This window comes from Rufibacter sediminis (assembly GCF_014269285.1).
Taxonomy (GTDB): domain Bacteria; phylum Bacteroidota; class Bacteroidia; order Cytophagales; family Hymenobacteraceae; genus Nibribacter; species Nibribacter sediminis.
Genome location: NZ_JACOAF010000031.1, coordinates 66610 through 89724 on the forward strand (window position 1 = coordinate 66610; position 23115 = coordinate 89724).

General features: G+C 48.5%; 25 protein-coding genes. 14 read left to right on the plus strand and 11 right to left on the minus strand.

Annotated features, from left to right (window positions below; genetic code table 11):
• Nucleotides 1–355: 355 nt before the first annotated feature.
• From H7U12_RS14015 to H7U12_RS14030, 4 genes are all read right to left on the minus strand, one after another.
• Complete coding sequence (locus tag H7U12_RS14015; RefSeq protein WP_186639010.1) at nucleotides 356–1075, minus strand: SAM-dependent methyltransferase; 720 nt, start codon at nucleotides 1073–1075, stop codon at nucleotides 356–358.
• A 324-nt stretch (nucleotides 1076–1399) separates the two neighbouring features.
• Entirely contained in the window at nucleotides 1400–2167 is a 768-nt protein-coding gene (locus H7U12_RS14020) for an alpha/beta fold hydrolase (protein ID WP_186639012.1), read from the minus strand.
• Between the two features lie 42 nt (nucleotides 2168–2209).
• Entirely contained in the window at nucleotides 2210–2788 is a 579-nt protein-coding gene (locus tag H7U12_RS14025) for a hypothetical protein (RefSeq protein ID WP_186639014.1), read from the minus strand.
• A gap of 70 nt (nucleotides 2789–2858) precedes the next feature.
• On the minus strand, nucleotides 2859–3575 hold the full coding sequence (locus H7U12_RS14030) for a pyridoxine 5'-phosphate synthase (protein ID WP_186639016.1): 717 nt from the start codon (nucleotides 3573–3575) through the stop codon (nucleotides 2859–2861).
• 118 nt (nucleotides 3576–3693) lie between these two features.
• On the opposite strand from H7U12_RS14030, the gene H7U12_RS14035 reads away from it, so the two are divergent.
• The 13 genes from H7U12_RS14035 (at nucleotide 3694) to H7U12_RS14095 (ending at nucleotide 15709) form a co-directional block, all read left to right on the plus strand.
• A complete protein-coding gene (locus tag H7U12_RS14035) occupies nucleotides 3694–4155 on the plus strand; it encodes a GatB/YqeY domain-containing protein (RefSeq protein ID WP_186639018.1) in 462 nt (153 codons plus the stop codon).
• 13 nt (nucleotides 4156–4168) lie between these two features.
• On the plus strand, nucleotides 4169–4678 hold the full coding sequence (locus H7U12_RS14040; protein ID WP_186639021.1) for a CvpA family protein: 510 nt from the start codon (nucleotides 4169–4171) through the stop codon (nucleotides 4676–4678).
• Nucleotides 4679–4873: 195 nt separating this feature from the next.
• Nucleotides 4874–5449: an anthranilate synthase component II gene (locus tag H7U12_RS14045; RefSeq protein WP_186639024.1), complete on the plus strand. Its 576-nt coding sequence runs from the start codon at nucleotides 4874–4876 to the stop codon at nucleotides 5447–5449.
• Nucleotides 5450–5484: 35 nt separating this feature from the next.
• Nucleotides 5485–6255 carry an alpha/beta fold hydrolase gene (locus H7U12_RS14050; RefSeq protein ID WP_186639027.1) on the plus strand — a complete coding sequence of 257 codons (771 nt, stop codon included), beginning with the start codon at nucleotides 5485–5487 and terminating at the stop codon, nucleotides 6253–6255.
• Nucleotides 6245–6910 carry a CBS domain-containing protein gene (locus H7U12_RS14055; RefSeq protein ID WP_186639030.1) on the plus strand — a complete coding sequence of 222 codons (666 nt, stop codon included), beginning with the start codon at nucleotides 6245–6247 and terminating at the stop codon, nucleotides 6908–6910. Before H7U12_RS14050 ends, H7U12_RS14055 begins: the two co-directional genes overlap by 11 nt.
• Before the next feature lie 76 nt (nucleotides 6911–6986).
• A complete protein-coding gene (locus H7U12_RS14060) occupies nucleotides 6987–7865 on the plus strand; it encodes an NAD kinase (RefSeq protein WP_186639033.1) in 879 nt (292 codons plus the stop codon).
• Nucleotides 7866–8015: 150 nt separating this feature from the next.
• Nucleotides 8016–8978, plus strand: coding sequence for a DUF6089 family protein (locus tag H7U12_RS14065; protein ID WP_186639036.1), 963 nt, complete (start codon nucleotides 8016–8018; stop codon nucleotides 8976–8978).
• Nucleotides 8979–9006: 28 nt separating this feature from the next.
• Nucleotides 9007–9804 carry a type IX secretion system protein PorG gene (gene porG, locus H7U12_RS14070; RefSeq protein ID WP_186639038.1) on the plus strand — a complete coding sequence of 266 codons (798 nt, stop codon included), beginning with the start codon at nucleotides 9007–9009 and terminating at the stop codon, nucleotides 9802–9804.
• A gap of 59 nt (nucleotides 9805–9863) precedes the next feature.
• On the plus strand, nucleotides 9864–10610 hold the full coding sequence (locus H7U12_RS14075) for an isoprenyl transferase (RefSeq protein ID WP_206683931.1): 747 nt from the start codon (nucleotides 9864–9866) through the stop codon (nucleotides 10608–10610).
• Nucleotides 10610–13192, plus strand: a complete 2583-nt coding sequence (locus H7U12_RS14080; RefSeq protein WP_186639042.1) for a BamA/OMP85 family outer membrane protein — start codon at nucleotides 10610–10612, stop codon at nucleotides 13190–13192. The genes H7U12_RS14075 and H7U12_RS14080 overlap by 1 nt, the downstream gene beginning before the upstream one ends.
• 29 nt (nucleotides 13193–13221) lie before the next feature.
• Complete coding sequence (locus tag H7U12_RS14085) at nucleotides 13222–13911, plus strand: OmpH family outer membrane protein (RefSeq protein WP_186639045.1); 690 nt, start codon at nucleotides 13222–13224, stop codon at nucleotides 13909–13911.
• Between the two features lie 19 nt (nucleotides 13912–13930).
• Entirely contained in the window at nucleotides 13931–14545 is a 615-nt protein-coding gene (locus tag H7U12_RS14090) for an OmpH family outer membrane protein (RefSeq protein WP_186639047.1), read from the plus strand.
• Nucleotides 14546–14638: 93 nt separating this feature from the next.
• Nucleotides 14639–15709, plus strand: coding sequence for an RluA family pseudouridine synthase (locus H7U12_RS14095; RefSeq protein WP_186639050.1), 1071 nt, complete (start codon nucleotides 14639–14641; stop codon nucleotides 15707–15709).
• 362 nt (nucleotides 15710–16071) lie between these two features.
• Here H7U12_RS14095 and H7U12_RS14100 read toward each other — a convergent pair whose 3' ends face one another.
• From H7U12_RS14100 to H7U12_RS14125, 6 genes are all read right to left on the minus strand, one after another.
• A complete protein-coding gene (locus H7U12_RS14100; protein WP_241749378.1) occupies nucleotides 16072–17310 on the minus strand; it encodes a tetratricopeptide repeat protein in 1239 nt (412 codons plus the stop codon).
• A gap of 296 nt (nucleotides 17311–17606) precedes the next feature.
• Complete coding sequence (locus H7U12_RS14105; RefSeq protein ID WP_186639055.1) at nucleotides 17607–18554, minus strand: PstS family phosphate ABC transporter substrate-binding protein; 948 nt, start codon at nucleotides 18552–18554, stop codon at nucleotides 17607–17609.
• Between the two features lie 385 nt (nucleotides 18555–18939).
• The gene (locus tag H7U12_RS14110; protein WP_186639058.1) at nucleotides 18940–19764 is read right to left on the minus strand and encodes an energy transducer TonB; all 825 of its coding nucleotides are present in this window, start codon (nucleotides 19762–19764) and stop codon (nucleotides 18940–18942) included.
• Nucleotides 19764–20303 carry an ExbD/TolR family protein gene (locus H7U12_RS14115; protein WP_186639060.1) on the minus strand — a complete coding sequence of 180 codons (540 nt, stop codon included), beginning with the start codon at nucleotides 20301–20303 and terminating at the stop codon, nucleotides 19764–19766. Before H7U12_RS14115 ends, H7U12_RS14110 begins: the two co-directional genes overlap by 1 nt.
• 15 nt (nucleotides 20304–20318) lie before the next feature.
• Nucleotides 20319–20924 (minus strand): ExbD/TolR family protein, encoded by a 606-nt coding sequence (locus H7U12_RS14120; RefSeq protein WP_186639062.1) that lies wholly within the window; start codon nucleotides 20922–20924, stop codon nucleotides 20319–20321.
• A 27-nt stretch (nucleotides 20925–20951) separates the two neighbouring features.
• Complete coding sequence (locus H7U12_RS14125) at nucleotides 20952–21740, minus strand: MotA/TolQ/ExbB proton channel family protein (RefSeq protein WP_241749379.1); 789 nt, start codon at nucleotides 21738–21740, stop codon at nucleotides 20952–20954.
• Between H7U12_RS14125 and H7U12_RS22675 the strand changes: the two genes are divergently transcribed.
• The gene (locus tag H7U12_RS22675) at nucleotides 21709–21891 is read left to right on the plus strand and encodes a hypothetical protein (protein ID WP_241749387.1); all 183 of its coding nucleotides are present in this window, start codon (nucleotides 21709–21711) and stop codon (nucleotides 21889–21891) included. The genes H7U12_RS14125 and H7U12_RS22675 overlap by 32 nt on opposite strands.
• Nucleotides 21892–22054: 163 nt before the next feature.
• On the opposite strand, the gene mazG is transcribed toward H7U12_RS22675, so the two are convergent.
• Entirely contained in the window at nucleotides 22055–22879 is an 825-nt protein-coding gene (gene mazG, locus H7U12_RS14130) for a nucleoside triphosphate pyrophosphohydrolase (RefSeq protein ID WP_186639068.1), read from the minus strand.
• Nucleotides 22880–23115 lie beyond the last annotated feature (236 nt).

A 23115-nucleotide genomic window follows, 5' to 3' on the forward strand; every position in this document is an offset into this window, starting at 1 on the left:
GAAATCGGGCTTAAAACACGTTTTAGTAGGGGCAACTCTTGTGGTTGCCCTGAGTGTCAGAGTAGTTTTAAGAGGAAGGATGGGAGCGTCTCACGTGTTTCGAGCCTGGTTTTCAAAAATCAGGCCCGAAACTCTTTTTGTTGTAGGGGCAATCCCTTGTGGTTGCCCTTTTTATTGGCAGCGCCGGCTCAAGTTGCTTCCTGGTTTTTCGCTCGTGGTTTCCGGCGAGTCTGGAGACTCGCTTCATCCTTTGGTCACGAGTCTGGAGACTCGCGCCAGCGAGTTGATGAAAACTGCTTTGCCTCACCCGTTTTAAGGCCGATTTCCTGAAAACAGCGCTAAAACAACCGGGGTATCAGCGTTTGTAGATCAGGAAGACGGCGGGTTGTTTGTGCAGGTCCGGCACTTTGCCTTTCCAGTCGGCTACGCGCAGGGTTCTGATGAACTCATTGGGGCCGGTGATGTTGGCCGCGATGCAGAGTTTGGTGTCTTTATTCAGGTGCTGGAGCAGGTCTTCTATCATCTGCTTGTTGCGGTAGGGCGTCTCCATGAAAATCTGCGTCTGGTCTTTCGTCGCCATTTCTTTCTCCAACCCCTTCAGGGCCTGAATACGGTCGCGCTTCTCAATGGGCAGGTAGCCGTGGAAGGCGAACGATTGGCCGTTGAAGCCAGAGGCCATCAACCCCATGAGAATCGCCGACGGACCCACCAGCGGCACTACCTTAATGCCGTGTTGATGCGCCAGCCGCGCCAGCTCCGCGCCGGGATCGGCTACGCCGGGGCAACCCGCCTCCGAGATCACGCCGGCATCCTGACCGGCCAGCAAGGGCTTCAGGGCGGCGGACAGCTCGGCATCAGAGGAGTTTTTATCGATGACGGTGATCTGCAGTTCTTCTATGGTCTGGCTGGGGGCAATGGATTTAATGTAGCGGCGGGCGGTGCGGGCATTCTCCACCAGAAAGTACTTCAGTTGCGCCGTGACCTCGGCCACCTGCCGGCAAATCACCGCTGCCGACGTGTCGTCGGCCAGTACCGTGGGAATCAGGAAAAGGGTGCCTTTGGCCGGTGTGCTCATGTTTCTTGGGTGTTTTATCTAAAAGAGGCTCAAAATAGGCGCGATGCCTTGTATTCCCCTTTTATCATCTTGATTATTGCCTTCTTTTTATCCTTTTCCTGTCCAATTAGTCATCCTGCTCCTTCTTCCTTTTGTCATCCTGGACTATTTTCCTTCGTCATCCGGCTCCTTCCCCCTTTGTCATCCTGGAAGGATCTTGTGGGCGAACTAGATAGCCTTTGGTTCAAACCTCATAATCGTTCCGAGCCAAAGCTCTTCCAAATGACGAAAGTTCAGTGGCATCGCCGAAGGCTTGAATACATGTCAGGTCTGAACAGTGGCTTTTCAGCTTTGCAGGAAGTCCATGGTGAGGCGGTAGAACTCCTGGGGTTGCTCGGCGTGGAGCCAATGGCCGGCGTTTTCAATGGTTTCTACTCTGGCGTTGGGGAACAGCGACTGAATCTGCGGCAGATCCTGGTCTGGTTTGATGTAACGGGAATTAGCGCCACGCAGAAACAGCGTGGGCTTGGTGAAAGGTGTCTCTGATTCAATGTTGCCCAGAATCTGCTCCAGGTTCTGCTCAATGGAGTCCAGGTTCAGGCGCCATGCAAAGGTGTTGTCTTCGGTGCGGTACAGGTTTTTGAGCAGGAACATGCGGGTGCCAAAATCGGGGACTTTCTGGGCCAGCTGGTCATCGGCGGCCTGGCGGTTCTGGATCGAATTCAGGTCTATGGATCGGAAACCGGCGATGATTTCGTCATGATGCGGCGGATAGGCCTTCGGGGCGATATCGGCGACCAGCAGTTTGGCGAGTTTCTCCGGGTGCTGCAGCGCGAAGTTCATGGCTACTTTGCCGCCCATGGAGTGCCCGATGATCATCGCATCCTGTAATTGGTGCTGCTCCAAGAACTCCAGCAGGTCATCGGTCATCAACTGGTAACTGAACTCCGACGAGTGCGGCGAACGGCCGTGGTTGCGCAGGTCAATCAGATAGACCTGGTAGGTTTTGGAGAACTCCTTGCCCAGGGTCTGCCAGTTGTCCAGCGTCCCGAAGAGGCCGTGCAGAATGAGGAGCGGCTGGCCTTCGCCTAATACTTTATAATTTAATTCCATTGTCTGGAGGGGTTGAGTGCGAGGTTATGTTTTTGACCTGTTTTACAGAAAACAGACCCATTTCGTTTTGGTATGATACGGCACGCGGGGCCAAAGCGCCTTCAGTTGCTCCAGGTCAATGAGCAAAGACGTGATTTTGACCTGCTGGCCATTGGTGAGGGTGATGGTGAGGTACTGGTACGAGCTCCAGAAAAAGCGTTTGGACGGGCAAACCGTCTGCGTGATTTCCCTGATGAGCTGTTGGTTCAGCAGATACCGGCCACCGGGCTGCAGAAGCAAGGCGGTTTGGGTTTCTTTCTCCAATTCCAGGGCATTTTCGCGTTCGTGGCGCCAGTACTGGAAATGCACCAGCAGCGTGGGCAAGGCGAACAGAAATAACACCGTGCCCAGCCCAATGGCGATGCCTCTTTCCAGCGGCGTCACGTTCTGGTCGCGCAGCAGCATGCCCAGCATGGTGCCGCCCAGCCAGAAGCTCAGCAAAGACCAGAACACCATCTTGAACTGCCGCATGGGCGAGAGGAAATACACGCGCTGCTGTTTCCGGAACAGCCACGAAAAGAACCGCACGCCGTACTGCGCCGCAATCACCAAGGCCGCTATTTTCAGCAGCATCCCTAACATGGCAGGAGGATGGTTGCCTGTGTTTTGAAGCTGTTTTTCAGGAAACGGGCCGAAAACGGAAAATGCCGCATTAGGAGTTGAGTTGGCGCAGGTACAACTGGATGGTGTTCTCCAGACCCAGGTAAATCGCGTCACAGACCAGCGCGTGGCCAATTGATACCTCGGCCAGGTTGGGCAGCTGCTCTTTCAGGTAACGGAGGTTGTCCAAGTCCAGGTCATGGCCAGCGTTCAAACCCAGGCTGCACTGCTGGGCCACGCGGGCGGCCTCGGCATAGGGTTTCACGGCGGCTTCGCGGTTGGCTAGGTAGTCATGGGCGTAGGCCTCAGTGTACAGCTCAATGCGGTCGGTGCCGGTAAGGGCGGCGCCTTCCACCTGCGCGGTGATGGGGTCCACGAAGATGGAAGTCCGGATGCCTTCGGCTTTGAACTGGGCGATCACGTCCACCAGAAAATCCTTGTGCTTAAGCGTGTCCCAGCCGGCGTTGGAGGTGATGGCGTCGGGCGCATCGGGCACCAGCGTCACCTGCTCGGGTTTCACCGCCAGCACCAGTTTGATGAAATCTGGGGTGGGATTGCCTTCTATGTTGAACTCGGTGGTCACAACTTCCTTCAGGTCGTATACATCCTGAAACCGGATGTGCCGCTCGTCGGGCCGGGGGTGCACGGTGATGCCCTGCGCGCCAAATCGTTCGCAGTCCAGCGCCGTTTGCACTACATTTGGCCGGTTGCCGCCGCGCGCGTTCCGTAGCGTGGCTATTTTATTTATATTTACGCTCAGTTTCGTCATGTTGCTCTTACGTTTGCGTTTCTGCCTTAGCTGCAGGCAAAGATAAAAGAAACTTGCCGTCACTTTCCTAAATGATTTCTGACCCGGGTGCCACCGCACCTTTACACCTGTATAAACTATGAGCCTGAAAGAAAAAGTAGAAGCCGGCATCAAACAAGCCATGTTGGCCAAAGATAAGACCCGTCTGCAAGCCCTGCGCGGCATTAAGTCCCAGATTCTGCTGGCCGAGACCGAGAAAGGTGGCGTGACCGCCCTTACCCCAGACACCGAGCTGAAACTCCTGACCAAAGCCGCCAAACAGCGCCGCGAGTCAGCGGAGGTGTACCGCACCCAGTCGCGCCCCGATCTGGAGGAAGTAGAATTAGCTGAGCTGGCCATTATTGAGGAGTTCCTGCCCCAGCAGCTGGACGAGGGAGATCTGCGCGAGCGTCTGCTGGAGATCATCCAACGCGTAGGTGCCTTAGGACCCTCTGACATGGGCAAGGTGATGGGCGTGGCTTCCCGTGAACTGGCGGGCCAAGCCGATGGCCGGGCTATCTCCAACGCCGTGAATGCCCTCCTGAACAACACCAACGCGTAAACCCAACCCCAGCGTGAGCACGTTTGATCTTTTCCTGCTGTTGCCGGTCGCCTACGGAGCCTTCAAAGGGTTCTTCAAGGGGCTGGTGCTGGAAATCGCCTCCCTGGTTTCCCTGGTGATCTTGACCGTTTTCGGGATGAAGCTGGTGGGCTTGGTGACGCCGCCCATCCATGAGTGGCTGGGCGACAACGCCGGTTTTCTGCCGTTCCTTCCGTATCTGGTGGTGTTCATCGGCATCGGGTTTGCGGTAAGGTCCATCGGGATGATCATCAAGAAAGGCGTGCACCTGACGCCCCTCGGGCTGATGGATAACGTCATGGGCGCGTTGATAGGAGCGGCCAAGTGGGGATTCGCCATCTGCCTGCTGGTGTACTTCGCCAATGCCACCGGCTTAGACGTGGCGCTGCAAACCGTGCGCGCCTCAGAAGTGTACCCGTATTACCTGGATGCCGCGCCTAGCGCCTGGGCGTTTGTGCAGTGGGTTATCCCGTTTGGGCGGGAAGCGCTGGAGTCTTTCGCGTAAAAGTTAGGCCAGAATCTTCGGTTCCGTTTTAGGCTCTCTTTCCTTAAAACAGGCCCGAAACGGAGATCGTAACGGGCTCAACAGCTTTCGTATCCGCTTTGTTACTAATGTTTTAGTTCCTGTTTTAGGCTGGTTTTCCTGAAAACACGCCTAAAACAGGAATATCTTTTTTCGTAGACCTGCGTTTTCTTCTCTGTGCTGCTGCTCTTAGACAACTTTGATTCGTTCACCTATAACCTCTATGATTATTTCCGGCAGTTGGGGGTGGAGGTAGAGGTTCGCCGTAACGACGTGCCGCTGGAGGAGCTCAAAAAGCTGCCGCTGGAGGGGATTGTCTTGTCGCCGGGGCCGGGCACCCCAGAGCGGGCCGGGGTGATGCCCACCGTCATTGACTATTACCATGACCGGTTGCCCATGTTGGGGATTTGCCTGGGGCATCAGGCGCTGGGGCAGTTTTTCGGGGCGAAAGTGGAGAAAGGCCTTAAACCCATGCACGGTAAAGTCTCTGAGATTGACTGTGTGCCCGATCCTATTTTTGCGGGACTTCCGGCCAGGATTCCGGTGGTGCGCTACCATTCGCTGGTGGTGCGGGAGTTTCCGGCCGATCTGGTGCCCTTGGCGCAAACCGCCCAGGGGGAGTTGATGGCGTTCCGGCACGCGCACCTGCCGCTGTACGCCCTGCAATTCCACCCAGAGGCCGCCTTGACCCAACACGGACTGGAAATGCTCAGAAATTGGGTGAATATTGCTAATATTACAACTCTATACTAGTTTCTACTTACTATCAATACAAGCGATTTTCTCACATGGACTTGGAAATCAAGAAGGAAGGCGGGTTTGAATACATAGATGAAGGCCAGGGCGAAGTGCTTTTGCTCTTGCATGGTCTGTTTGGCGCGCTGAGTAACTGGCAGGGGGTGGTCTCTTATTTCCATAAGAACTACCGCGTGGTTATTCCATTGATGCCGTTGTATGAGATGCCTTTGCCGCAGGCCAGCGTGCCGGGCCTGGTAGAGTTTGTGGAAGATTTTGTGAGCTATAAACAGTTAACGGACCTAACGCTCCTCGGCAACTCCCTGGGCGGACACGTGGCCCTGGAGTTTGCCTTAAAGCGCCCCGAGCACGTGAAGCGGTTGGTATTGACGGGCAGCTCCGGCTTGTTTGAAGACTCCATGGGTGGTTCGTTCCCCAAGCGCGGAAACTACGCCTTTGTGAAAGAGCGCATAGAATACACCTTTTATGACCCCGCCGTGGCTACCCAGGATCTGGTAGACGAGGTGTTTGACATCACCAACAGCAACCCCAAGGTGTTAAGGATCATCTCCATCGCAAAATCCGCGCAGCGGAATAACCTGGGCAAAGACCTGGGCGGGATAACTGCGCCCACCCTGCTTATCTGGGGCCTGAACGACACCATCACGCCGCCCATGGTGGCGCATGAGTTCAATAGATTGATCCAGAATTCTGAGTTGCGTTTTATTGATCATTGCTGCCACGCGCCAATGATGGAACATCCGGAGGCTTTTAACAGTATCTTAGAAGAATTCCTGTTAAAGACTGCTGTGTATGATCGCTGAAGAATTGATAAACCAGATGGTGCCGCCTCTTAAACCATCAGACACCGGTGAAAAAGCCGTGCGTTGGATGGATGAGTTCCGGCTGAATCAACTGCCCGTGGTAAAGAACCGCAAATACCTGGGCTTGGTGACCGAGGAGAATGTGATGGAAGCCCAAAGCCCTGAAATGGTGCTGGAGAACATTCCCTTTGATTATGAACACGTGCACGTGCAGCAGAACCAACACTTTTACAACGTGATGGAGTTAGCGATCAAAAACAAAGTGCAGGTTGTACCCGTGCTGGATGATCTGCAGGAATACCTGGGCGTGATTACCGTGAATGACACTATCTCGGCCTTCGGGCAGATGTCTGCCATACAGGGCCAAGGCGGTATTTTGGTGCTCTGCATGGCAGAACGCGATTACTCCCTAAGTGAGATCAGCCGGTTGGTGGAGTCTAACAACGCCAAAATCCTGAGTGCGAACGTGTCGCCAGACGAGGCCGATATCTTCCGGATCAAGCTTACCCTCAAGATAAATACCATGGACCTCAGCCGGATTGTAGCTACCCTGGAGCGGTTTGGCTATAAGATCACGGCTCAATTCCAAGACGTTTCCGGTGCCCCAGAAGATCAGGATAGACTGGATCTACTGCTTAGGTACTTAAATATTTAAATTTCTTATATAAGAAAGCTCGTATATCTTTGCGCTGATATTGAATGTATTGCAGTATCTTTGAGCAGCCCCTATCATGAAAATAGCAATAGTCGGTAAACCAGTCAAAGAGGAAGTCATTCCTTTTGTGCGCCGGCTATTTGATATTCTGATCCAGCAAGGCGTTTCGGTCACGGTCGCAGATCATTTCGCTGAGTCTTTGGCGCCTTTCATGGCCATTCCTGCCGAGGCCGATGTCTTCTTCCGGAACACCAGTTTACAGGACGTTACCTATATGCTGAGTTTAGGGGGCGACGGTACTTTGCTGGATGCGGTGACCTACGTGGGCGCTTTGCAAATTCCTATTATGGGGATCAACATGGGGCGGCTGGGGTTCTTGGCCTCCGTACCCTACGCCCACTTGGAAATGGCGCTTGATTCCCTTCTGAAAGGACATTTTACCTTAGAAGATAGGTCCCTGATCCACTTGGACAGCGATCAGGACGTGTTTGAGGGGAAAAACTTTGGGTTGAATGAATTTTCAATTTTAAAGCGCGATACTTCCTCCATGATTGCCGTTCATACGTATATCGACGGGGAATATTTAAATTCTTATTGGGCAGACGGCCTGATTGTGGCAACACCCACGGGTTCCACGGGATATTCACTTTCCTGCGGAGGTCCTGTAATGATGCCCCAGACAAACAATTTTGTAATCTCTCCCGTATGCCCTCATAACTTGAACGTACGGCCTCTGGTAGTCTCTGATAAAAGTATAATTTCTTTTGAGATTGAGGGCCGAAGCACCAGATATTTGGTTTCTTTGGATTCCAGGTCTAGACCAGTAGATGCTTCCATTCAGTTGGCGGTAAGGCGCGAGGATTTTAATGCAAGGCTGGTGAAATTGAACCAGGTTAATTTTTTAACTACCTTGAGAACGAAGATGCACTGGGGCCTGGATCAACGAAATGGATAGGGAAACCGGATGATTAGAATGATTAAGTAAAAGTTAAATATAAAAAAGTCCTATATACCTCTTTGTGGTAATAAAAAAAGGTATAATTTTGTCCACTGCAGGGCAAGTGCGCCTTGCAAATAAAAAGTAAATACAGTAACAGTTGATGGCATGAAAAAATTTTTCTCTACTTCTTTAATTTTGTTTGTTCTCTTTATGGCGGCTGCCCCTACGGCAGAAGCCCAGCGTTTCAGTAGGAGAAATCTTTACAACAGTGTAGGGATCAGTTTAAACGCCATGAATTACTTTGGCGATGTAACCCCTGAATCTGATTTTACCAGTTTACGCCTGAACTCCACCCGGCCAAGCGTGTCCGTGCACTTCACCCGCAAGTTCACTCCCAGAATCTACGGTCGTGCTGCCCTCTCCTGGGGTAGAATCACCGGTGATGATAGCAAAAGCGCCGATTTCTCTGAACCAGAGAATGAACCAAGATTCAAGCGTAACCTGAGCTTCAGAAATGACATCAAAGAGTTAAGCGTACAAGGTATCGTTGATTTATTTGAGAACCGCAGAACATTCATGCGCCGTCCTGACTTCACCCCTTATGCCTTCGTGGGAGTCGCTGTATTGCACCACAACCCGAAAGCTTACTATGACGGCAACGCAGACGTGCCCGAAAATATTCCAGCAGGTTGGTATGAATTGCAACCTTTAGGTACTGAAGGCCAGTATTCAAATGCAGATGGCTATCCAGAACCTTATAAAAAGATCCAGTTCGCTATTCCGTTCGGTTTTGGGGTGAAATACAAGCTTGCCAGATACTGGGACCTTGGCTTCGAGATCACCTGGCGCAAGACCTTCACAGATTATCTAGATGACGTGAGTACCACCTATGCTGACAAAGGCGACTTGAGTAATACAGCAGCTATCTTGTCTGATAGAAGCGCTGATAACTCAAGAGCAGGAAACTATGTGATTGAAACCGATGCAAACGGCTACAAAAACTTAGCTGGTTATGGTCGCAAAGGAGATCAAAGAGGTGATACGTCTGATGATGACTGGTACATCACTACCGGTTTTTCTCTGAATTATATCTTAACCCCTGCACGAAGAGGACCTAAATTCCGTTAATACGGAAACACCTTCTGATTTTGAGTAAATGAGTTTAAAAACAGTACGCGCACTCCTTATTTGCACTTTGGTACAAATAGGGAGTGTTTTTTTTGTATTACCTGCAAAAGGGCAGCAGCAGACAGGCCAGCCAAGAACAACCAGCGAGTTAGGGATTGGCATTGGAGGAGTAGTGTATAAGGGCGAAATAGCGCCCAGATATCGCCTCAGAAGCAACAGGCCCGCCCTTAATCTGTTCTACAGAAAAGATGTTTCCAATGCGTTAGCCTGGAAAGTAGGTTTGCTGATTGGCCGCGTGAAGGCAGAAGATGAAGACTTTACTGATAATCCTTCTTTTCTAGCGAAGGAATTACCCTTGTCCATGTATAGACAGGCAACGGTCAAGACTAGTTTTCTGGAATTGAGTGCCGCCCTGGACTACAACTTCATGGATTACTATGATTTCAGGCGTAATCTGAGATGGACTCCTTACTTCACCGTAGGGGTGGCTGGTTTAGTGTACAATAACAAAACCACGGCAAAAGATCCCAAGATTATCTATCCTGAAAATACAGACAATGAACAAACTTACCGGACTGCCTTTGCTTTAGCCATACCTGTAGGGGTAGGAGCCAAGTTTGCCTTGTCTGAGCATTGGAACCTGGGCTTTGATGCTGGGGTTAGAGTGCTGCTGACCGATGATTTTGATAACCTTACTGATCAGAACGAGAAGGTCATGAACCCCAACAGCAGGGACTTGTACTTCTATAACGGAGTAAGCCTCTCTTATACCTTCTATAAAATTAACTGCCCCATTGGCTCAGGTAAAAATGGGAAGGGTAAGTAATTTAAACATAATGTGCTAAGCTTTTCCTAAATTGCATTGAAATTTCTTTTTTAATGAGTCTGAAGGAAAAGATAGACATAGGCAATTTACCCCAGCATATTGCCGTTATCATGGACGGGAATGGCAGGTGGGCGAAGAAGAAGGGCAACCTTCGGATTTTCGGTCACCAAAATGCTATTACTGCTGTGCGTGAAACGGTAGAAGCGGCGGCAGAGATAGGGGTGAAATATTTAACCCTCTACGCTTTCTCCACAGAAAATTGGTCGCGGCCAAAATATGAGGTGGAGGCTTTGATGCAGTTGCTCGTGAGCACTATCCGTAAAGAGACGGAGACGTTGAACAAAAACAACATCAGGTTGCAGTCAATTGGTGATGTAGAGGCGTTGCCTCAGGCGTGTAGAAAGCAGCTAGAGGAAGCAATTCAGATTACCAGCCAAAATACCCGGATGACATTAGTCCTGGCCTTAAGCTACAGTGGCCGATGGGAGTTGACAAGTGCTATGAAAAAGCTGGCGGCGCAGGTAAAGGCAGGAGAGTTGGAGCCAGACGAGATCAATGAGGATATTGTGAAGGGCTGTCTCAATACGGCTGGCATACCAGATCCAGAACTTTTAATCAGAACCAGCGGGGAGCAGCGCATTAGTAACTTTTTGCTTTGGCAACTTGCTTATACAGAATTGTATATTACAGACTTGCTCTGGCCTGATTTCAGGAAAGAACATCTTTATGAAGCCATACTTGCCTTTCAGCAGCGTGAACGCCGCTTTGGGAAGACAAGCGAACAATTACAAAAAGCACAATCTTAATGAGTAAGTACTTTTGGCTGTTATGCCTTTTAGTGACATCTGGTATAACTGCCACTGCGCAAATCAGATTAGGGGTTGGTGGCACCAATGCAGCCACTTCCGTAGATTATGCAAATCCCCGGAAATACACAATTGGTGGCATCACGGTCAGCGGTGCCAAGTTCTTAGACCCTAATACGTTAATTTCCCTTACGGGGTTAAAGATTGGGGATGAAATTGATGTTCCGGGTGATGCCATCAGTAGAGCTATCCAGAAACTCTGGGATCAGGGTATCCTGGGCGGGGTAGATGTGCGGGCCACTAAGATTGAGGGAGATGCTATCTTCCTTGATTTCTTTTTGACGGAGCGTCCGCGTCTGTCCCGGTTTGACTTTGCAGGGACTTCAAAGTCACAGGCCGAGGATCTGCAGAAGTCAATCGCCTTGAACAAAGGGAAAGTAGTGACGGACGCTTTGTTGAATTCAACCCGTACCACTGTCCTGAAGTTCTATCAGGACAAAGGCTACATGAATGCCCAAGTGGTCATCAGGCAGATTCCAGATTCTGTTATTGCCAACAGCGTGGCCCTGGAAGTTAGAGTGGACAAAGGCGAAAAGGTCCGGATTGGTCAACTGGATATCGAAAGAATCAATCCTGCTACTGGAAAAAGCAGCAAAGGCGGCATTAGTGGGTTTATCTCTGGCTTGTGGAGCAGTGATGACGATGTCGTTTTTAGCGAGAGCCAACTGAAACGAAAACTCAAGAAGACCAAAGAAAAGAAATTCTATAAGATATTCACGGGTGCCAAATTCAACAAGAGCGAGTTTGAAGAAGACAAAAAGCTCCTGATTGATTTCTACAATTCAGAAGGTTTCCGGGATGCGGCTATCATCTCTGACTCTATTTATAAAATCAGCGAAGATCGTATTGGCGTGAAGTTGGTGGTAGATGAAGGCCAGAGATATTATTACCGGAACATCACCTGGAGCGGAAACTACCTCTATGATGATGCCATGCTCGCCAGAGTGCTAGGCTTGAGCAAAGGTGACGTTTATAACCGAGAAGAACTGGATAAACGCCTGAACTATAACCCGAGCGGGAATGATATTACCTCCTTATACATGGATGATGGTTACCTGTTCTTCCAGATTGAACCAGTTGAAGTAGCGGTAGAAGGCGATTCTATAGACATTGAGATGCGCTTGAGTGAAGGCTCACAAGCTACCATCAACTCTATTTCTGTGACCGGGAACACCAAAACCAGTGACCACGTGGTGCTTCGGGAGCTACGCACATTGCCAGGCCAGAACTTCAGCAGGGCTGCTTTGATCCGTTCGCAGCGGGAGCTTTCCAACTTAGGATATTTTGACCCCGAGAAAATTGGAATGAACCCAATCCCGAACCCAGAGAATGGAACGGTGGATATTCAGTACACCGTAGAGGAACGGCCAAATGACCAGATTACCTTATCCGGTGGTTACGGGGGGGGCTTAGGTGTGACGGGTACGGTAGGTTTAGTTTTGAATAACTTCTCCTTACGGAAGGCGACTAGCTGGAAAGAGTGGAGACCGGTTCCGTCTGGTGATGGGCAACGATTAGCGCTTAACGTTCAGGCCAACGGAAAAAGATACCAGTCCTATTCCCTTTCCTTCACTGAGCCTTGGTTAGGAGGGCGCAGACCTAACTCCTTGACGGTAAGTTTGAGCAAATCCATCCAACGGTACAATCAGCGGGATGAGTTCAATCAGACCCAGGATGCCTATATAGACATCACAGGTGCGAGCGTGAACTTAGGTAGAAGACTGCGGTGGCCAGATGATTACTTCAATTTAAGTAACTCACTGTCTTACTTCCGGTACAACATGAGCAATGGCTCTAACATTTTCCAGGGCTACCCAGATGCGGACAAAATAAGGGATGCGAACAACATCTCGTTCACCACCTCCTTTGCGCGGTCTAGTATTGATAACCCAACCTATACCCGCTCAGGATCTTCCATTGGCTTGAACGTAACCTTTACACCGCCTTACTCTTTGTTCAGAAGCGCGGTCAACAACTTCCAGTGGATTGAATACCATAAATGGATGTTCGATGCTTCGTGGTTCCATTCTTTAGACGGAAACGGAAAGCTCGTCCTGAACACAAGAGCCCACTTTGGGTTTATCGGAACCTACGGTCCTAACAGAACAATCGGGCCATTTGAACGATTCAAACTAGGTGGTTCCGGTCTTGGAGGTGGTTCTTACATCATCGCTACCGACTACGTTGGTTTGAGAGGTTACGAGGATGAGAGTATTTCACCAAACGGAGCTGGTGGTATCGCTTTCAACAAATATGTGGCTGAGCTGCGTTACCCTGTTTCTTTGAACCCTGCAGCCACCGTGTTTGTACTGGGCTTTGCCGAAGCCGGTAATAACTTTGGTAGCTACCGTGAATACGATCCATTCAAATTGTATCGTTCTGTAGGCGTTGGCGCGAGGGTGTTCATGGCAGCCTTCGGTCTGTTAGGCTTTGACTATGGTTGGGGACTTGATACGGTACCTGGTAACCCAGGAGCCAGTGGTGGACAGTTCCACTTTATCATAGGTCAGCAAATCAGATAATTGGAACAGTATTTGATAAGTTTAGCGTGATGAAGAAGTTAGGGTGCTTTCTATTGATGTCTTTTTTCTTCCTGTTTGGGAAGGAAGTCAATGCACAGCGCTTTGGCTATATAGATTCTGGTTTTATCTTGCAGAAAATGCCGGCATACGCCAATGCCCAGGCCGAAGTGGAAAAACTCTCACAGGCGTGGCAAAAGGATATTGAAGGCATGCGGGTGGAACTAGAGAAGCTTCAAAAGAGTTATCAGGCTGAGGAGATTCTTCTTACGCCGGACATGAAAGTGAAGCGTCAGGAAGAACTGAGCCGTAAAGAAACCGAGTTGCGGGAGTTTCAGCGGAAGATGTTTGGGTTTGAAGGCTCTTTATTCAAAAGAAGGCAAGAACTGATCAGACCGGCCCAGGACCAGTTGTTTGAAGCAGTAGAGAAGATTGTTCGGCAACGGGGACTGAACTTTATGTTTGATAAGTCTGGTGATGTGGTCATGTTATACACCGATCCTCGGCACGATTATACAGAGTTTGTGTTGGAAGAACTGGGGCTGGCTTCTAAAGAGCAGAATACCGCTGGTGCCCGTCCGGCCGATGCGTTGAAAGACGATCCAGCCGATGTACCGCCGCTTCCTGAAGGAGCCGTCACTCCTGCAAACCCAACCAACACAACAAAGAAAGCCGCGCCAACCCGCAAAGCAACAACCCCGGTTAAAAAGAAAAACAATTAAACAAACTAAGTAACCTACAATGAACAAATTGAAATCTCTGTTAGTAGCTGCCTTTTTACTTGTAAGCGTAGCTTCTTTTGCACAGACAGGAACAGTGAAAATTGGTTATACAAACGCCAACTACATTATCAGCCAATTACCTGAGAGCCGTCAGATTGAGTCTGATCTGAAAGCGCACAGCAGCCAGTTGGAGAAAGAGCTTCAGAACAAATACAAAACGTATCAGGAGAAAGTAGAGGTTTACAAAAAAGGTGCCCCTACTATGACCGATGTCGTAAGAGCAGACAGAGAGAAAGAACTGACTACGTTGCAAGCCTCTATTGAAGAGTTTCAGCGTAACGCCGATGCTTCTTTGCAGAAAAAAGAGCAGGCTGCTTTGGAACCTGTGATGAACAAGATCCAGAAGTCAATTGACAAAGTAGCCAAAGAGAATGGCTTTACTCACATCTTTACTGCTGAGGCTTTGTTATACGGCCCGGAAGATGGAAACGGCTTCACTGATCTGGTTTTGAAAGATCTTGGTGTAACGCCAGCTCCTAAAGGCTCGCCAGCTGCTTCTACTGCTACGCCAGGTGCCACTACTTCACCTAAGCCAGCCGTTCAAAACGCTGCCCCAGTTAAGAAGAAGAAATAAGGATTAACCTGTTTAAAAATAAAGAGCCGGTGACGTTTATCGTTACCGGCTCTTTATTTTTGTGCTATATTTTAGAAAACACCCTCAAAACGCATGGAGCTACCCGAAGCCAGAGAAGACGACTTTGAAGACGAAACCGGTGCTGATTCAGACGAGTTGTATGAGCATCACCGCATTCAGGTAGACAAAGGACAGGCGCTGCTGCGGCTTGACAAGTTCCTGATGGATCGGTTGCCGAACGTCACCCGCAATAAGCTACAGGAGGCGATTAAAGCAGAGTCGGTACGCATCAACGGGAAAGCTACCAAAGCGAGCTATAAGGTGAAGCCTCTGGATGTGATTACGGTTACTCTGGCTACGCCTCCCCGAGATACGGATATCATTCCTGAGAATCTTCCGCTCAACATCGTGTATGAAGATGAGGAACTGATGATGATCAACAAGCCGCCTGGTATGGTGGTGCATCCGGCCTATAATAACTGGTCCGGCACCTTGGTGAACGGATTGGTGTATTATCTGCAGAACCTGCCTACTTCACGTAACGGGGAAATACGGCCAGGTTTGGTACACCGCATCGACAAAGACACGTCTGGTTTGTTGGTGATAGCCAAAACGGAGTTAGCTATGTCTTACCTGGCGCGTCAGTTTTTCGACCACTCTATTGAAAGAACCTATTATGCCCTGGTGTGGGGAGTGCCGGCACAGCCCAAAGGCACTATCGTAGGCCATATTGGCCGTAGCGCGAAGGATAGGAAAATCATGGCCGTTTACCCGGATGGTGAGTTTGGCAAACCAGCTGTTACACATTATGAGGTGTTAGAGTCTTTCACCTACTGTAGCTTAATTAAGTGTAATCTGGAAACCGGCCGTACCCACCAGATTAGGGCGCATATGAAGTACTTAGGTCATCCTCTGTTCAATGATGCTACTTACGGTGGAGATAAGATACTGAAAGGGCAGCAAACGGGCTCTTACAAAGCCTTTGTCCAAAATACCTTTGATGTGTTGCCCAGGCAAGCGCTGCATGCGAAGTCATTAGGGTTCCAACACCCCACCTCCCATGAGTTTGTGTTCTTCGAGTCTGATCTCCCAGATGATTTTGTAGCTGCCTTGGAAAGATGGCGTCAATACGGGCAAGTGCTGCAGGATAGGATACAAGCATAATTGAGAGGTATTATCCTTCTTTCTTCTGTGGTTAGCTCTTGTGAACTTATTAGAAATATTAAGCGACTGAGGAGGAGAGACTAGATAAATTTGGTTGAAAGTGAGACGCGCAGGGGCTCTGGATAGCTTCAGAAAAGGGCTGTTAATCTTCCAGTAGAATTAACTCACAGATCTCTATAACTCGAATGAAATTATTCCAGTTTATGCCTGATTCTGGTTTTAGGTCTCTTTTTAGAAAAGAGACTCAAAACGGCTAATGATGGAGTGCATTTAGGCTTTAAAAACCTTCCAAACTTTAATCAACGAGCATGAAAAAAGGCGCTCCTTTTAAGAAGCGCCTTTTTTCATGCTCGTTGATCAGACTATTTCATTGCCTTCAATCCATTCAGACCATTGGCGGCATCAGCGTTGGTAGGATCCAACGTTTTTACCTCTTGCCAGTGTTTGGTGGCGTTCGCTTTATCTTTTTTCAGATAATAGTAGTAGCCTAAGTAGTTGTTGGCCGTGATCAGATCTTTCTTATACTTCTCCTTATCACCTGAGGTAAGTTTAATGAACTCCTCGTAGTGAGGCTTCGCTAAACCAGCTTTGGTCTCAGGGTCTAAGCTGTAGTTGACACGCGCTCTCCAGAAGTGACCGTACGCATAGGTAGGGTTATTGGTGGTGATGATCGTGTACACACTGTCTGCCGTTTTGAAATCGTCATTCAACTCATGGGCATAGCCATAGTAGAAGAGATCTGTGTTGTTGGGAGGAGTCACCGCAAATTTAGCTTTGTAGGCTTCAATTGCTTTAGGGTAGTTCTTCAGGTTTAAGTATTGTTTGGCCAAAAGATCATCATACAGAGGATTCTTAGGGTCAACCTTTTTTGCCTGCTCAATTACTGCTACCGCCTCCTGGGGCTTCTTGTTCTCTACCAGAATATTAGCATAGTACTCGTAGTCAGAAGGAATACGCTTAGACTCATCGTACTTGTTGAAGTACGCCGTAATGGCTTCCAACGCTTTGTCATACTGCTTGGTGTCATAGTAGTTGTATGCCAACAAGCGGTTCATGGCAATGTTGTTAGGATCGCTCTTCAGAACAGACTGGATTTCTGTCATGGCGTTCGCGTAATCCTTCGTCAGGTAAAGGATAGAAGCGTACTTTGCCCGTGTTTCTGGCGTGTTTTCAGCCATTGACACATATTTCTTGATGTACTCAGAACTCTTAGGATACTGCTCTGCGCGGTAATAAAGTTCTGCTAACTCAAGATAAGTAGGGGCGAAGTTTGGATCTGCTGCTACAGCTGCATCTAAGGCTTCTTTGGCTTGCGTGAAGTTACGAGACTGCACGTACAGCTGACCTTTACGCAAGTGCGCTTTCGCAAATTTGCTGTCAGCGGCAAGAGCTTTGTCATAGTTGGCCATGGCTTTACCACCGTCAACGGTTTTGTTGTGCAGGTACGCATCACCTAACAGAACAAAGGCATTGGCGTTTTTGGTGTCTTTGCTAGTGGCTTCTTCTAAAACCTTGATGGCTGGTGTAAGATCCTTTACTCCTGAAGTTACATAGGCTTCACCAATCATGATCTTAACATTGTTGTCCTTGTTTTTAGTCATGGACAATGCTTTATCAAAGAATTGCTGTGCTTCTGCGGTTTTATTTTGGGCAAGAGCATCTTTCCCTTGTTTTACCAAGCCAGCGGCGGAGTTATCCTGTACCGCATAAGAAGCGAATGCCTGTTGCGCCTGGGAGGATGGCGTTGAGACGTGTTGTTCAATCTTACCAGAACGCAGCCCATTGTTATGTGCTGAGGCTCCAGCGGCGGTAAAGAAAGCGGCCGCTAAAACTCCATACGTCTTCCAGTTCTTAATCATTTGGTCTGTTGTTAGTATTAGTGAAACTCTGGTTTATGTTACTCTCTAAATCCTACTATCCGTACCGGCATAGAGGCGGGCACTAATCCTGATTTTAATATGATCCGTTGGCCCTTATCTCCGGTAATGAAGGATGCAAAACCTGTGCCAAGTCCTGCCCGTGCTTCCTTACTCACTATAAAAACCTCTCTCCGTAGCGGATAAGTTCCTTGTGCCAAGTAGCCTTGATACGGCTGTATAAAATCATCTTCTGATGTTGGATTCTCTTTCCGGCTGATACCAACCACGTTTACTCTATTGAGGAAGCTGATGGCGGTACTATCATGGCGGTCACTTATCCAGTTAACCCCAATTACTCCTATTGCGTTCCTATTTTGTGCTACGTAATCCACCAGATTAGAGTTGGAGGTAGAAGCATAGGTGTTGGGCGGCAACGGTTTCTTCAGGTTAATGGAATCTATGATGAACCGGGCCGTGCTGGAGTTACTGTTATCAAAGACAATGGTGATCTTGCCCTCTTTGGCACTTGGATCCAGTTGACCCCAGGAAGTGGTTTTACCGGTAAAGATATCTCTCACCTGCTGGAGCGTCAGCGTGGTGTCTGTATTCTCTTTGTTTAAGATAAGGGCTATACCGTCTACGGCAATCTTATTAACCCTTGGGGTGATCTTAAACTTCTCAAATTCCGCTTTTTCGCGATCGTTCAGTTGCCGGGCCATGATGGCGAACCGAATGGTGTCATTCAGGAGGTCATGTACCACCTGAACTTCCGGCTTATACACAGCCTGCACATTCGCATACTTGTAGATACCCTGGAAAGTCTGTATCTGGGCGTCTATGATAGGGGCGTATGACTCATCCACACTGATTTTGATTGTGCCAGTGGTGGCCGTGTCTATATTCTTAGTGCCAGACTGACCGCAGGAGACTGTAGCAAAGGCTACGCTCGCTGAGAACAGAAAAGGTAAGAGGTTAATCTTCTTCATTTCGTCTGGTTTTTTTAAAATACTGTTGGTACGCTCGCACAAATCTAATCAAACCATAGAAAAGGAGCAGTCCACCGAATATAAATTTATATTCCCTTGGAAACGGTACTTGCTTTGGACTAGAGAATAGAACGTACAAACCAAAGCCAAAGTATAAAAGAACCATTAGTAATGACACATACTTCATGACATTGCTGTAGGTGCTTTGCTGCTCGTTGCGCGGTGGTCTTCTAGAGTAATTCATGGTGCTGCTACCGTTTGTCTTCTGAGGATAATACGTCAATCAAGAGCCGTCTCTGGTAAAAAAGAACTCCGAAGACAAACCACTCATAACTGAATGTCTGTCTCCGGAGTTTTTATGGGAAAGAAGCAAATTGACTTCTGGTTATTTGATCACGATGCGGTAAGGAACTGTATATTTTACAGATACTTTACGGCCGTTCTGCTCTCCTGGGCTCCATTTCGGCATACCCTTGATTACACGTACCGCTTCCTCATCCAGACCATAACCCAGGCCTTTTAGTACTTCAATGTTCGTGATTTCCCCGGTTGGGCCCACTACGAAAGACAATACCACGTTTCCTTCGGCACCAGCACGCTGAGCGGCTGACGGAATCCGGAATTTCTCACCCATGTATTTCATCATGGCTGCCATTCCGCCTGGGAACTCAGGCATTTTCTCTACTGCAATGTATACCTTGTCTTCGAAAACCTCTTGTACCGGACCAGTTGGGCCTGTACCATTCTCAATACCTTCCAGTGTTGGTGGTGCAGTTGGGTCGCCTTTCACGGTTGATGTACCGGCATCGGTCTTCTGAAGCTCTTTCACATCCGGAATCTCCTCTTTCCGTACTTCTTCGTCTTTCTTTACTACCGGAGGGGTAAATTTAACGGTAGAACGTACGGGTGGTGGGGGTGGTGGTGCATCTGGTGGTGGTGGTGGTGGGGGCACTATCTTCTCAACGGAAGGCGGTGCAGCCAAGTCCACTACTTTTACTACCGGTGCCACTGAAACTTCTTCGTCGTCTTTGAACATTGACTGAATCAAAGGAATACTCAAAAAGAGTACGAAGAGAACAATTGCAATGACAATGGCCCGGTTAACGTGCTTCGTATAAAGTTTACGAAGCATGTACGCCCCATACTCTTTGTTACGGCCTTCAAAGACCATGTCGTCCAAAGAGGCGGTTGCTAAACGTTGATTATCCATTATTGCGCTCCTCCTCCTTTTTCTGCGTTTCTAAGTAACGTTGCGTCAGCGTTGTCTAACTCCACAATGGCGTATTTCTGAGTACTGGTGATCGCCATCTCATCTAAAATATCTACAAGATTCTTGTAAGATGAGGTTTCATCAGCCTTGATCAGAATAACCAAGTTTTTATTAGCTCTGGTAGATTCAAGTACCGTTTGTCTGATGCCTTTTGCTGACCAGTTGCTTTCCTCTACCGTTGGAATTACTCCCACGTTAGGCTGGTGAAGGCCGCGGTAGTAGAAGATGCGGTTGTCGCCACCTAGAAGAATGGTGAATGCATTAGATGCCTTCAGTTCATTCCGCTCTTCTTCGGTCTTAGGCTTCACCGGCATGTTGATCTCCATGATCTGCGGCTTGGCCAGCGTGGTGGTCATAACGAAGAATGTAAGCAACAGGAAGCCTAAGTCTACCATGGGGGTCATGTCCACCTTGGTAGAGCCTTTCTTGGCCCGTTTTTTACCGCCTTCGTCGCCGCCGGACTGTTGTATTTCTGCCATGTCGTTTCCCTTTCGTTATTTAATAACAGGTTTAACTTCCATATCCGTCACAAGATTGAAACGGTTTACGTTTTTCTCCTGTAAGATCTCAATCACACGACCAGCGGTTGGGTAGCCTGCAGTTTGGTCTCCTTTGATGGCTACGATAGACTGGGGATTAGAATAACGGGCTAACTGCACCCAGTCACCTAACTCATTTCTGGTAGAATCAATTGGAATACCGGGTTGGTTTACCTTTTTCTGATCTTCGGGTTTCAGAGCCAGATACGATTTAAGCTGTGAAATAGGAACTCCAAAAGAAGCCAGAGAAGCGAATACTTCTTTTTCTGGCTGGGTGAAGCCTACTCCATATTTCTCACTTATTTTATCTATCAGTCTCAGTTTAGTGTTTTTGTCATCTACTCCAAAGAAAACCCGCTCATCGTTACCAATGCTAATGGTGATAACGTTGGCATCTGGGGCTTTAATTTCTGTTGTTGCAGACGGCGTATCCACTACCAGCACTTCCTCTGGCGCGAACTTCGAAATAAGCATGAAGAACGTTACCAGAAGGAATGCCAGGTCCACCATGGGCGTCATGTCCAGGGATGGAGAGGTTCTGTGTACTTTTACTTTAGGCATTTTTTCCTTCTAGGCTAGAAGTTCAAATTAGATTCTGTTGTTTTCAGTGTGCTGAGCGGCATACGTCTGGATGATGCTGTAAGAAGCCTCATCAATGCTGTACGTCAACTCATCAATTTTGCTGGTGAAGAAGTTGTAAGCAATGATAGCGATAGCAGAACCTGTGATACCAAGGGCTGTGTTGATCAAGGCCTCAGAGATACCGTTTGCCAGCTGAGTAGCATCTGGAGCACCACTTGCAGTTGCAAGAGCCGCGAACGCTTTAATCATACCCAATACCGTTCCAATCAGACCTACCAGAGTAGAGATAGAGGCGATAGTAGAGATGATCACCAGGTTTTTCTCCAGGATTGGCAATTCAAGAGCAGTAGCTTCTTCAATTTCTTTCTGGATAGCCAGGATACGCTGATCTTTGGTCATGCCGTGCTCGTTGTGCATTTCTTGGTACTTCAGCAAGCCAGCTTTCACTACGTTACCTACTGAACCTTTTTGTTGGTCGCAGATAGCGATAGCGCCGTTGATGTCATTATTGTTCATTTTCTGACGCACGCTTCTCACGAAAGACTCCAGACCTTTACCACCTTTGGCTTTGTTGATGGTCAGGAAACGCTCAATTGAGAAAGTGATTACCAGAATGTTGATCGCGATCAGGATTGGCACGATGAAACCACCTTTGTACACCTGGCCCAGCATGTTGCCTGGCAGTGGGTGATTGGCGTTGTCTCCACCTTCAAAGTTAGCTCCGTTACCAAGGATAAACAGATAAATACAAACCGCAGCGATAATGGCTACCGGAATTACGATGCTTGCGAACATTGAGCCTGCCTTGCCTTCATTTTGTACTGGTTTTGCAGTTGCAGGTACACTCTTTTTTTCCATTTTTTCTAAAAATTTAGGTTTAGTTGTTTGTGTTACTGTGTTAGTTGTTGATAATGAATTGGTTGTTAAAAAGTTAAATGCTCTTTGATCGTTAATAATTCCCTTTCAACTGCTAATGAAGCAAGAGAGTTACATCTGGCTAGGAGCAACCTAAATACAAGCCTAGGGATTTAAACGCAAAATATCAAATTATCCCGGATATTTTATTACAAAAGTACAATCATTTTGGGGTATACTTAAGAATTTTACTATTACTCTCCCGGCTGGCTTTTTGTTTTTGCTTCGTTCCAATAGACGTCCATTTCGGCCAAAGTCATTTCGCTGAGCTTTTTCCCCTGGGTGGCAGCTGCTTTCTCAAGGTACTGGAACCGCTGGATGAACTTTAGGTTAGTCTTGGCCAGAGCCTCTTCAGGGTTAAGGTCCAGAAAGCGGGCGAAGTTGATCAGGGAGAAGAACACATCCCCCAGTTCGTCGGTGGCTTTGGCTTTGTCGGCTTCGCTGAGGTGGGGCTTGTCAAATTCAGCCTTGAACTCAGCCATTTCTTCCTCTACCTTTTCCCACACTTTGGCGGGCTCATCCCAATCAAATCCAACGCCGCGGGCCTTCTCCTGGATACGCATGGCCTTCACCATGGAAGGAAGCGAAGAAGGAACGCCGGCCAAAACCGATTTATTGCCCTCCCGCAGCTTCAGGCTCTCCCAGTTTCTTTTCACCTCTTCCTCTGTCTCTGCTTTGGTGTCTCCGTAAATGTGCGGATGCCGGAAAACCAGCTTGTCACATTGGGCGTTGAGCACCTCGGCCAGGTCAAATTCCCCTTGTTCAGAAGCAATCTTCGCATAGAAAACCAGATGCAGCATTACATCGCCTAACTCCTTTTTGATTTCCGGCAGGTCCTGGGTGAGAATGGCCTCAGAAAGTTCATACGTTTCCTCAATGGTGAGGTGCCGCAGGCTTTCCATGGTTTGTTTCCGGTCCCAGGGGCATTTCTCTCGCAATTCATCTAGGATATCCAGCAGGCGGTTGAAGGCTGCCAACTGGGCTTGGCGGGTGTAAGCGGGTACTACGGGGGTTTCCATTTAACAAAGATAAATGTATTGTTAACAATTCATGAGCTTTGCTGACATTCTTAATAAAACAGTAACACAATAAACCATAAACTACACAAGTGCAGGTGCATTGGCCAATCTGTTTTAGAGCCACTTATCTGAAAATGGCCAGTAAACAGATTACGTTCCGGCGAAGACCTTGCCCTGGCACAGAACGATTTATTTACTACCATGATGCATGCGTCTTCCTGATTCCATAAGAGGGG

What these genes read in the sequence shown, in the direction of transcription:
- H7U12_RS14115 (WP_186639060.1), bottom strand. Translation starts at nt 20,303, where the DNA reads ATGGCAGAAATACAACAGTCCGGCGGCGACGAAGGCGGTAAAAAACGG.
- H7U12_RS14080 (WP_186639042.1), top strand. Translation starts at nt 10,610, where the DNA reads ATGAGTAAGTACTTTTGGCTGTTATGCCTTTTAGTGACATCTGGTATA.
- H7U12_RS14035 (WP_186639018.1), top strand. Translation starts at nt 3,694, where the DNA reads ATGAGCCTGAAAGAAAAAGTAGAAGCCGGCATCAAACAAGCCATGTTG.
- H7U12_RS22675 (WP_241749387.1), top strand. Translation starts at nt 21,709, where the DNA reads ATGGCTACCGGAATTACGATGCTTGCGAACATTGAGCCTGCCTTGCCT.
- H7U12_RS14015 (WP_186639010.1), bottom strand. Translation starts at nt 1,075, where the DNA reads ATGAGCACACCGGCCAAAGGCACCCTTTTCCTGATTCCCACGGTACTG.
- mazG (WP_186639068.1), bottom strand. Translation starts at nt 22,879, where the DNA reads ATGGAAACCCCCGTAGTACCCGCTTACACCCGCCAAGCCCAGTTGGCA.
- H7U12_RS14105 (WP_186639055.1), bottom strand. Translation starts at nt 18,554, where the DNA reads ATGAAGAAGATTAACCTCTTACCTTTTCTGTTCTCAGCGAGCGTAGCC.
- H7U12_RS14095 (WP_186639050.1), top strand. Translation starts at nt 14,639, where the DNA reads ATGGAGCTACCCGAAGCCAGAGAAGACGACTTTGAAGACGAAACCGGT.
- H7U12_RS14055 (WP_186639030.1), top strand. Translation starts at nt 6,245, where the DNA reads ATGATCGCTGAAGAATTGATAAACCAGATGGTGCCGCCTCTTAAACCA.
- H7U12_RS14050 (WP_186639027.1), top strand. Translation starts at nt 5,485, where the DNA reads ATGGACTTGGAAATCAAGAAGGAAGGCGGGTTTGAATACATAGATGAA.
- H7U12_RS14060 (WP_186639033.1), top strand. Translation starts at nt 6,987, where the DNA reads ATGAAAATAGCAATAGTCGGTAAACCAGTCAAAGAGGAAGTCATTCCT.
- H7U12_RS14020 (WP_186639012.1), bottom strand. Translation starts at nt 2,167, where the DNA reads ATGGAATTAAATTATAAAGTATTAGGCGAAGGCCAGCCGCTCCTCATT.
- H7U12_RS14030 (WP_186639016.1), bottom strand. Translation starts at nt 3,575, where the DNA reads ATGACGAAACTGAGCGTAAATATAAATAAAATAGCCACGCTACGGAAC.
- H7U12_RS14110 (WP_186639058.1), bottom strand. Translation starts at nt 19,764, where the DNA reads ATGGATAATCAACGTTTAGCAACCGCCTCTTTGGACGACATGGTCTTT.
- H7U12_RS14100 (WP_241749378.1), bottom strand. Translation starts at nt 17,310, where the DNA reads ATGACTAAAAACAAGGACAACAATGTTAAGATCATGATTGGTGAAGCC.
- H7U12_RS14090 (WP_186639047.1), top strand. Translation starts at nt 13,931, where the DNA reads ATGAACAAATTGAAATCTCTGTTAGTAGCTGCCTTTTTACTTGTAAGC.
- H7U12_RS14065 (WP_186639036.1), top strand. Translation starts at nt 8,016, where the DNA reads ATGAAAAAATTTTTCTCTACTTCTTTAATTTTGTTTGTTCTCTTTATG.
- H7U12_RS14120 (WP_186639062.1), bottom strand. Translation starts at nt 20,924, where the DNA reads ATGCCTAAAGTAAAAGTACACAGAACCTCTCCATCCCTGGACATGACG.
- H7U12_RS14085 (WP_186639045.1), top strand. Translation starts at nt 13,222, where the DNA reads ATGAAGAAGTTAGGGTGCTTTCTATTGATGTCTTTTTTCTTCCTGTTT.
- porG (WP_186639038.1), top strand. Translation starts at nt 9,007, where the DNA reads ATGAGTTTAAAAACAGTACGCGCACTCCTTATTTGCACTTTGGTACAA.
- H7U12_RS14025 (WP_186639014.1), bottom strand. Translation starts at nt 2,788, where the DNA reads ATGTTAGGGATGCTGCTGAAAATAGCGGCCTTGGTGATTGCGGCGCAG.
- H7U12_RS14125 (WP_241749379.1), bottom strand. Translation starts at nt 21,740, where the DNA reads ATGTTCGCAAGCATCGTAATTCCGGTAGCCATTATCGCTGCGGTTTGT.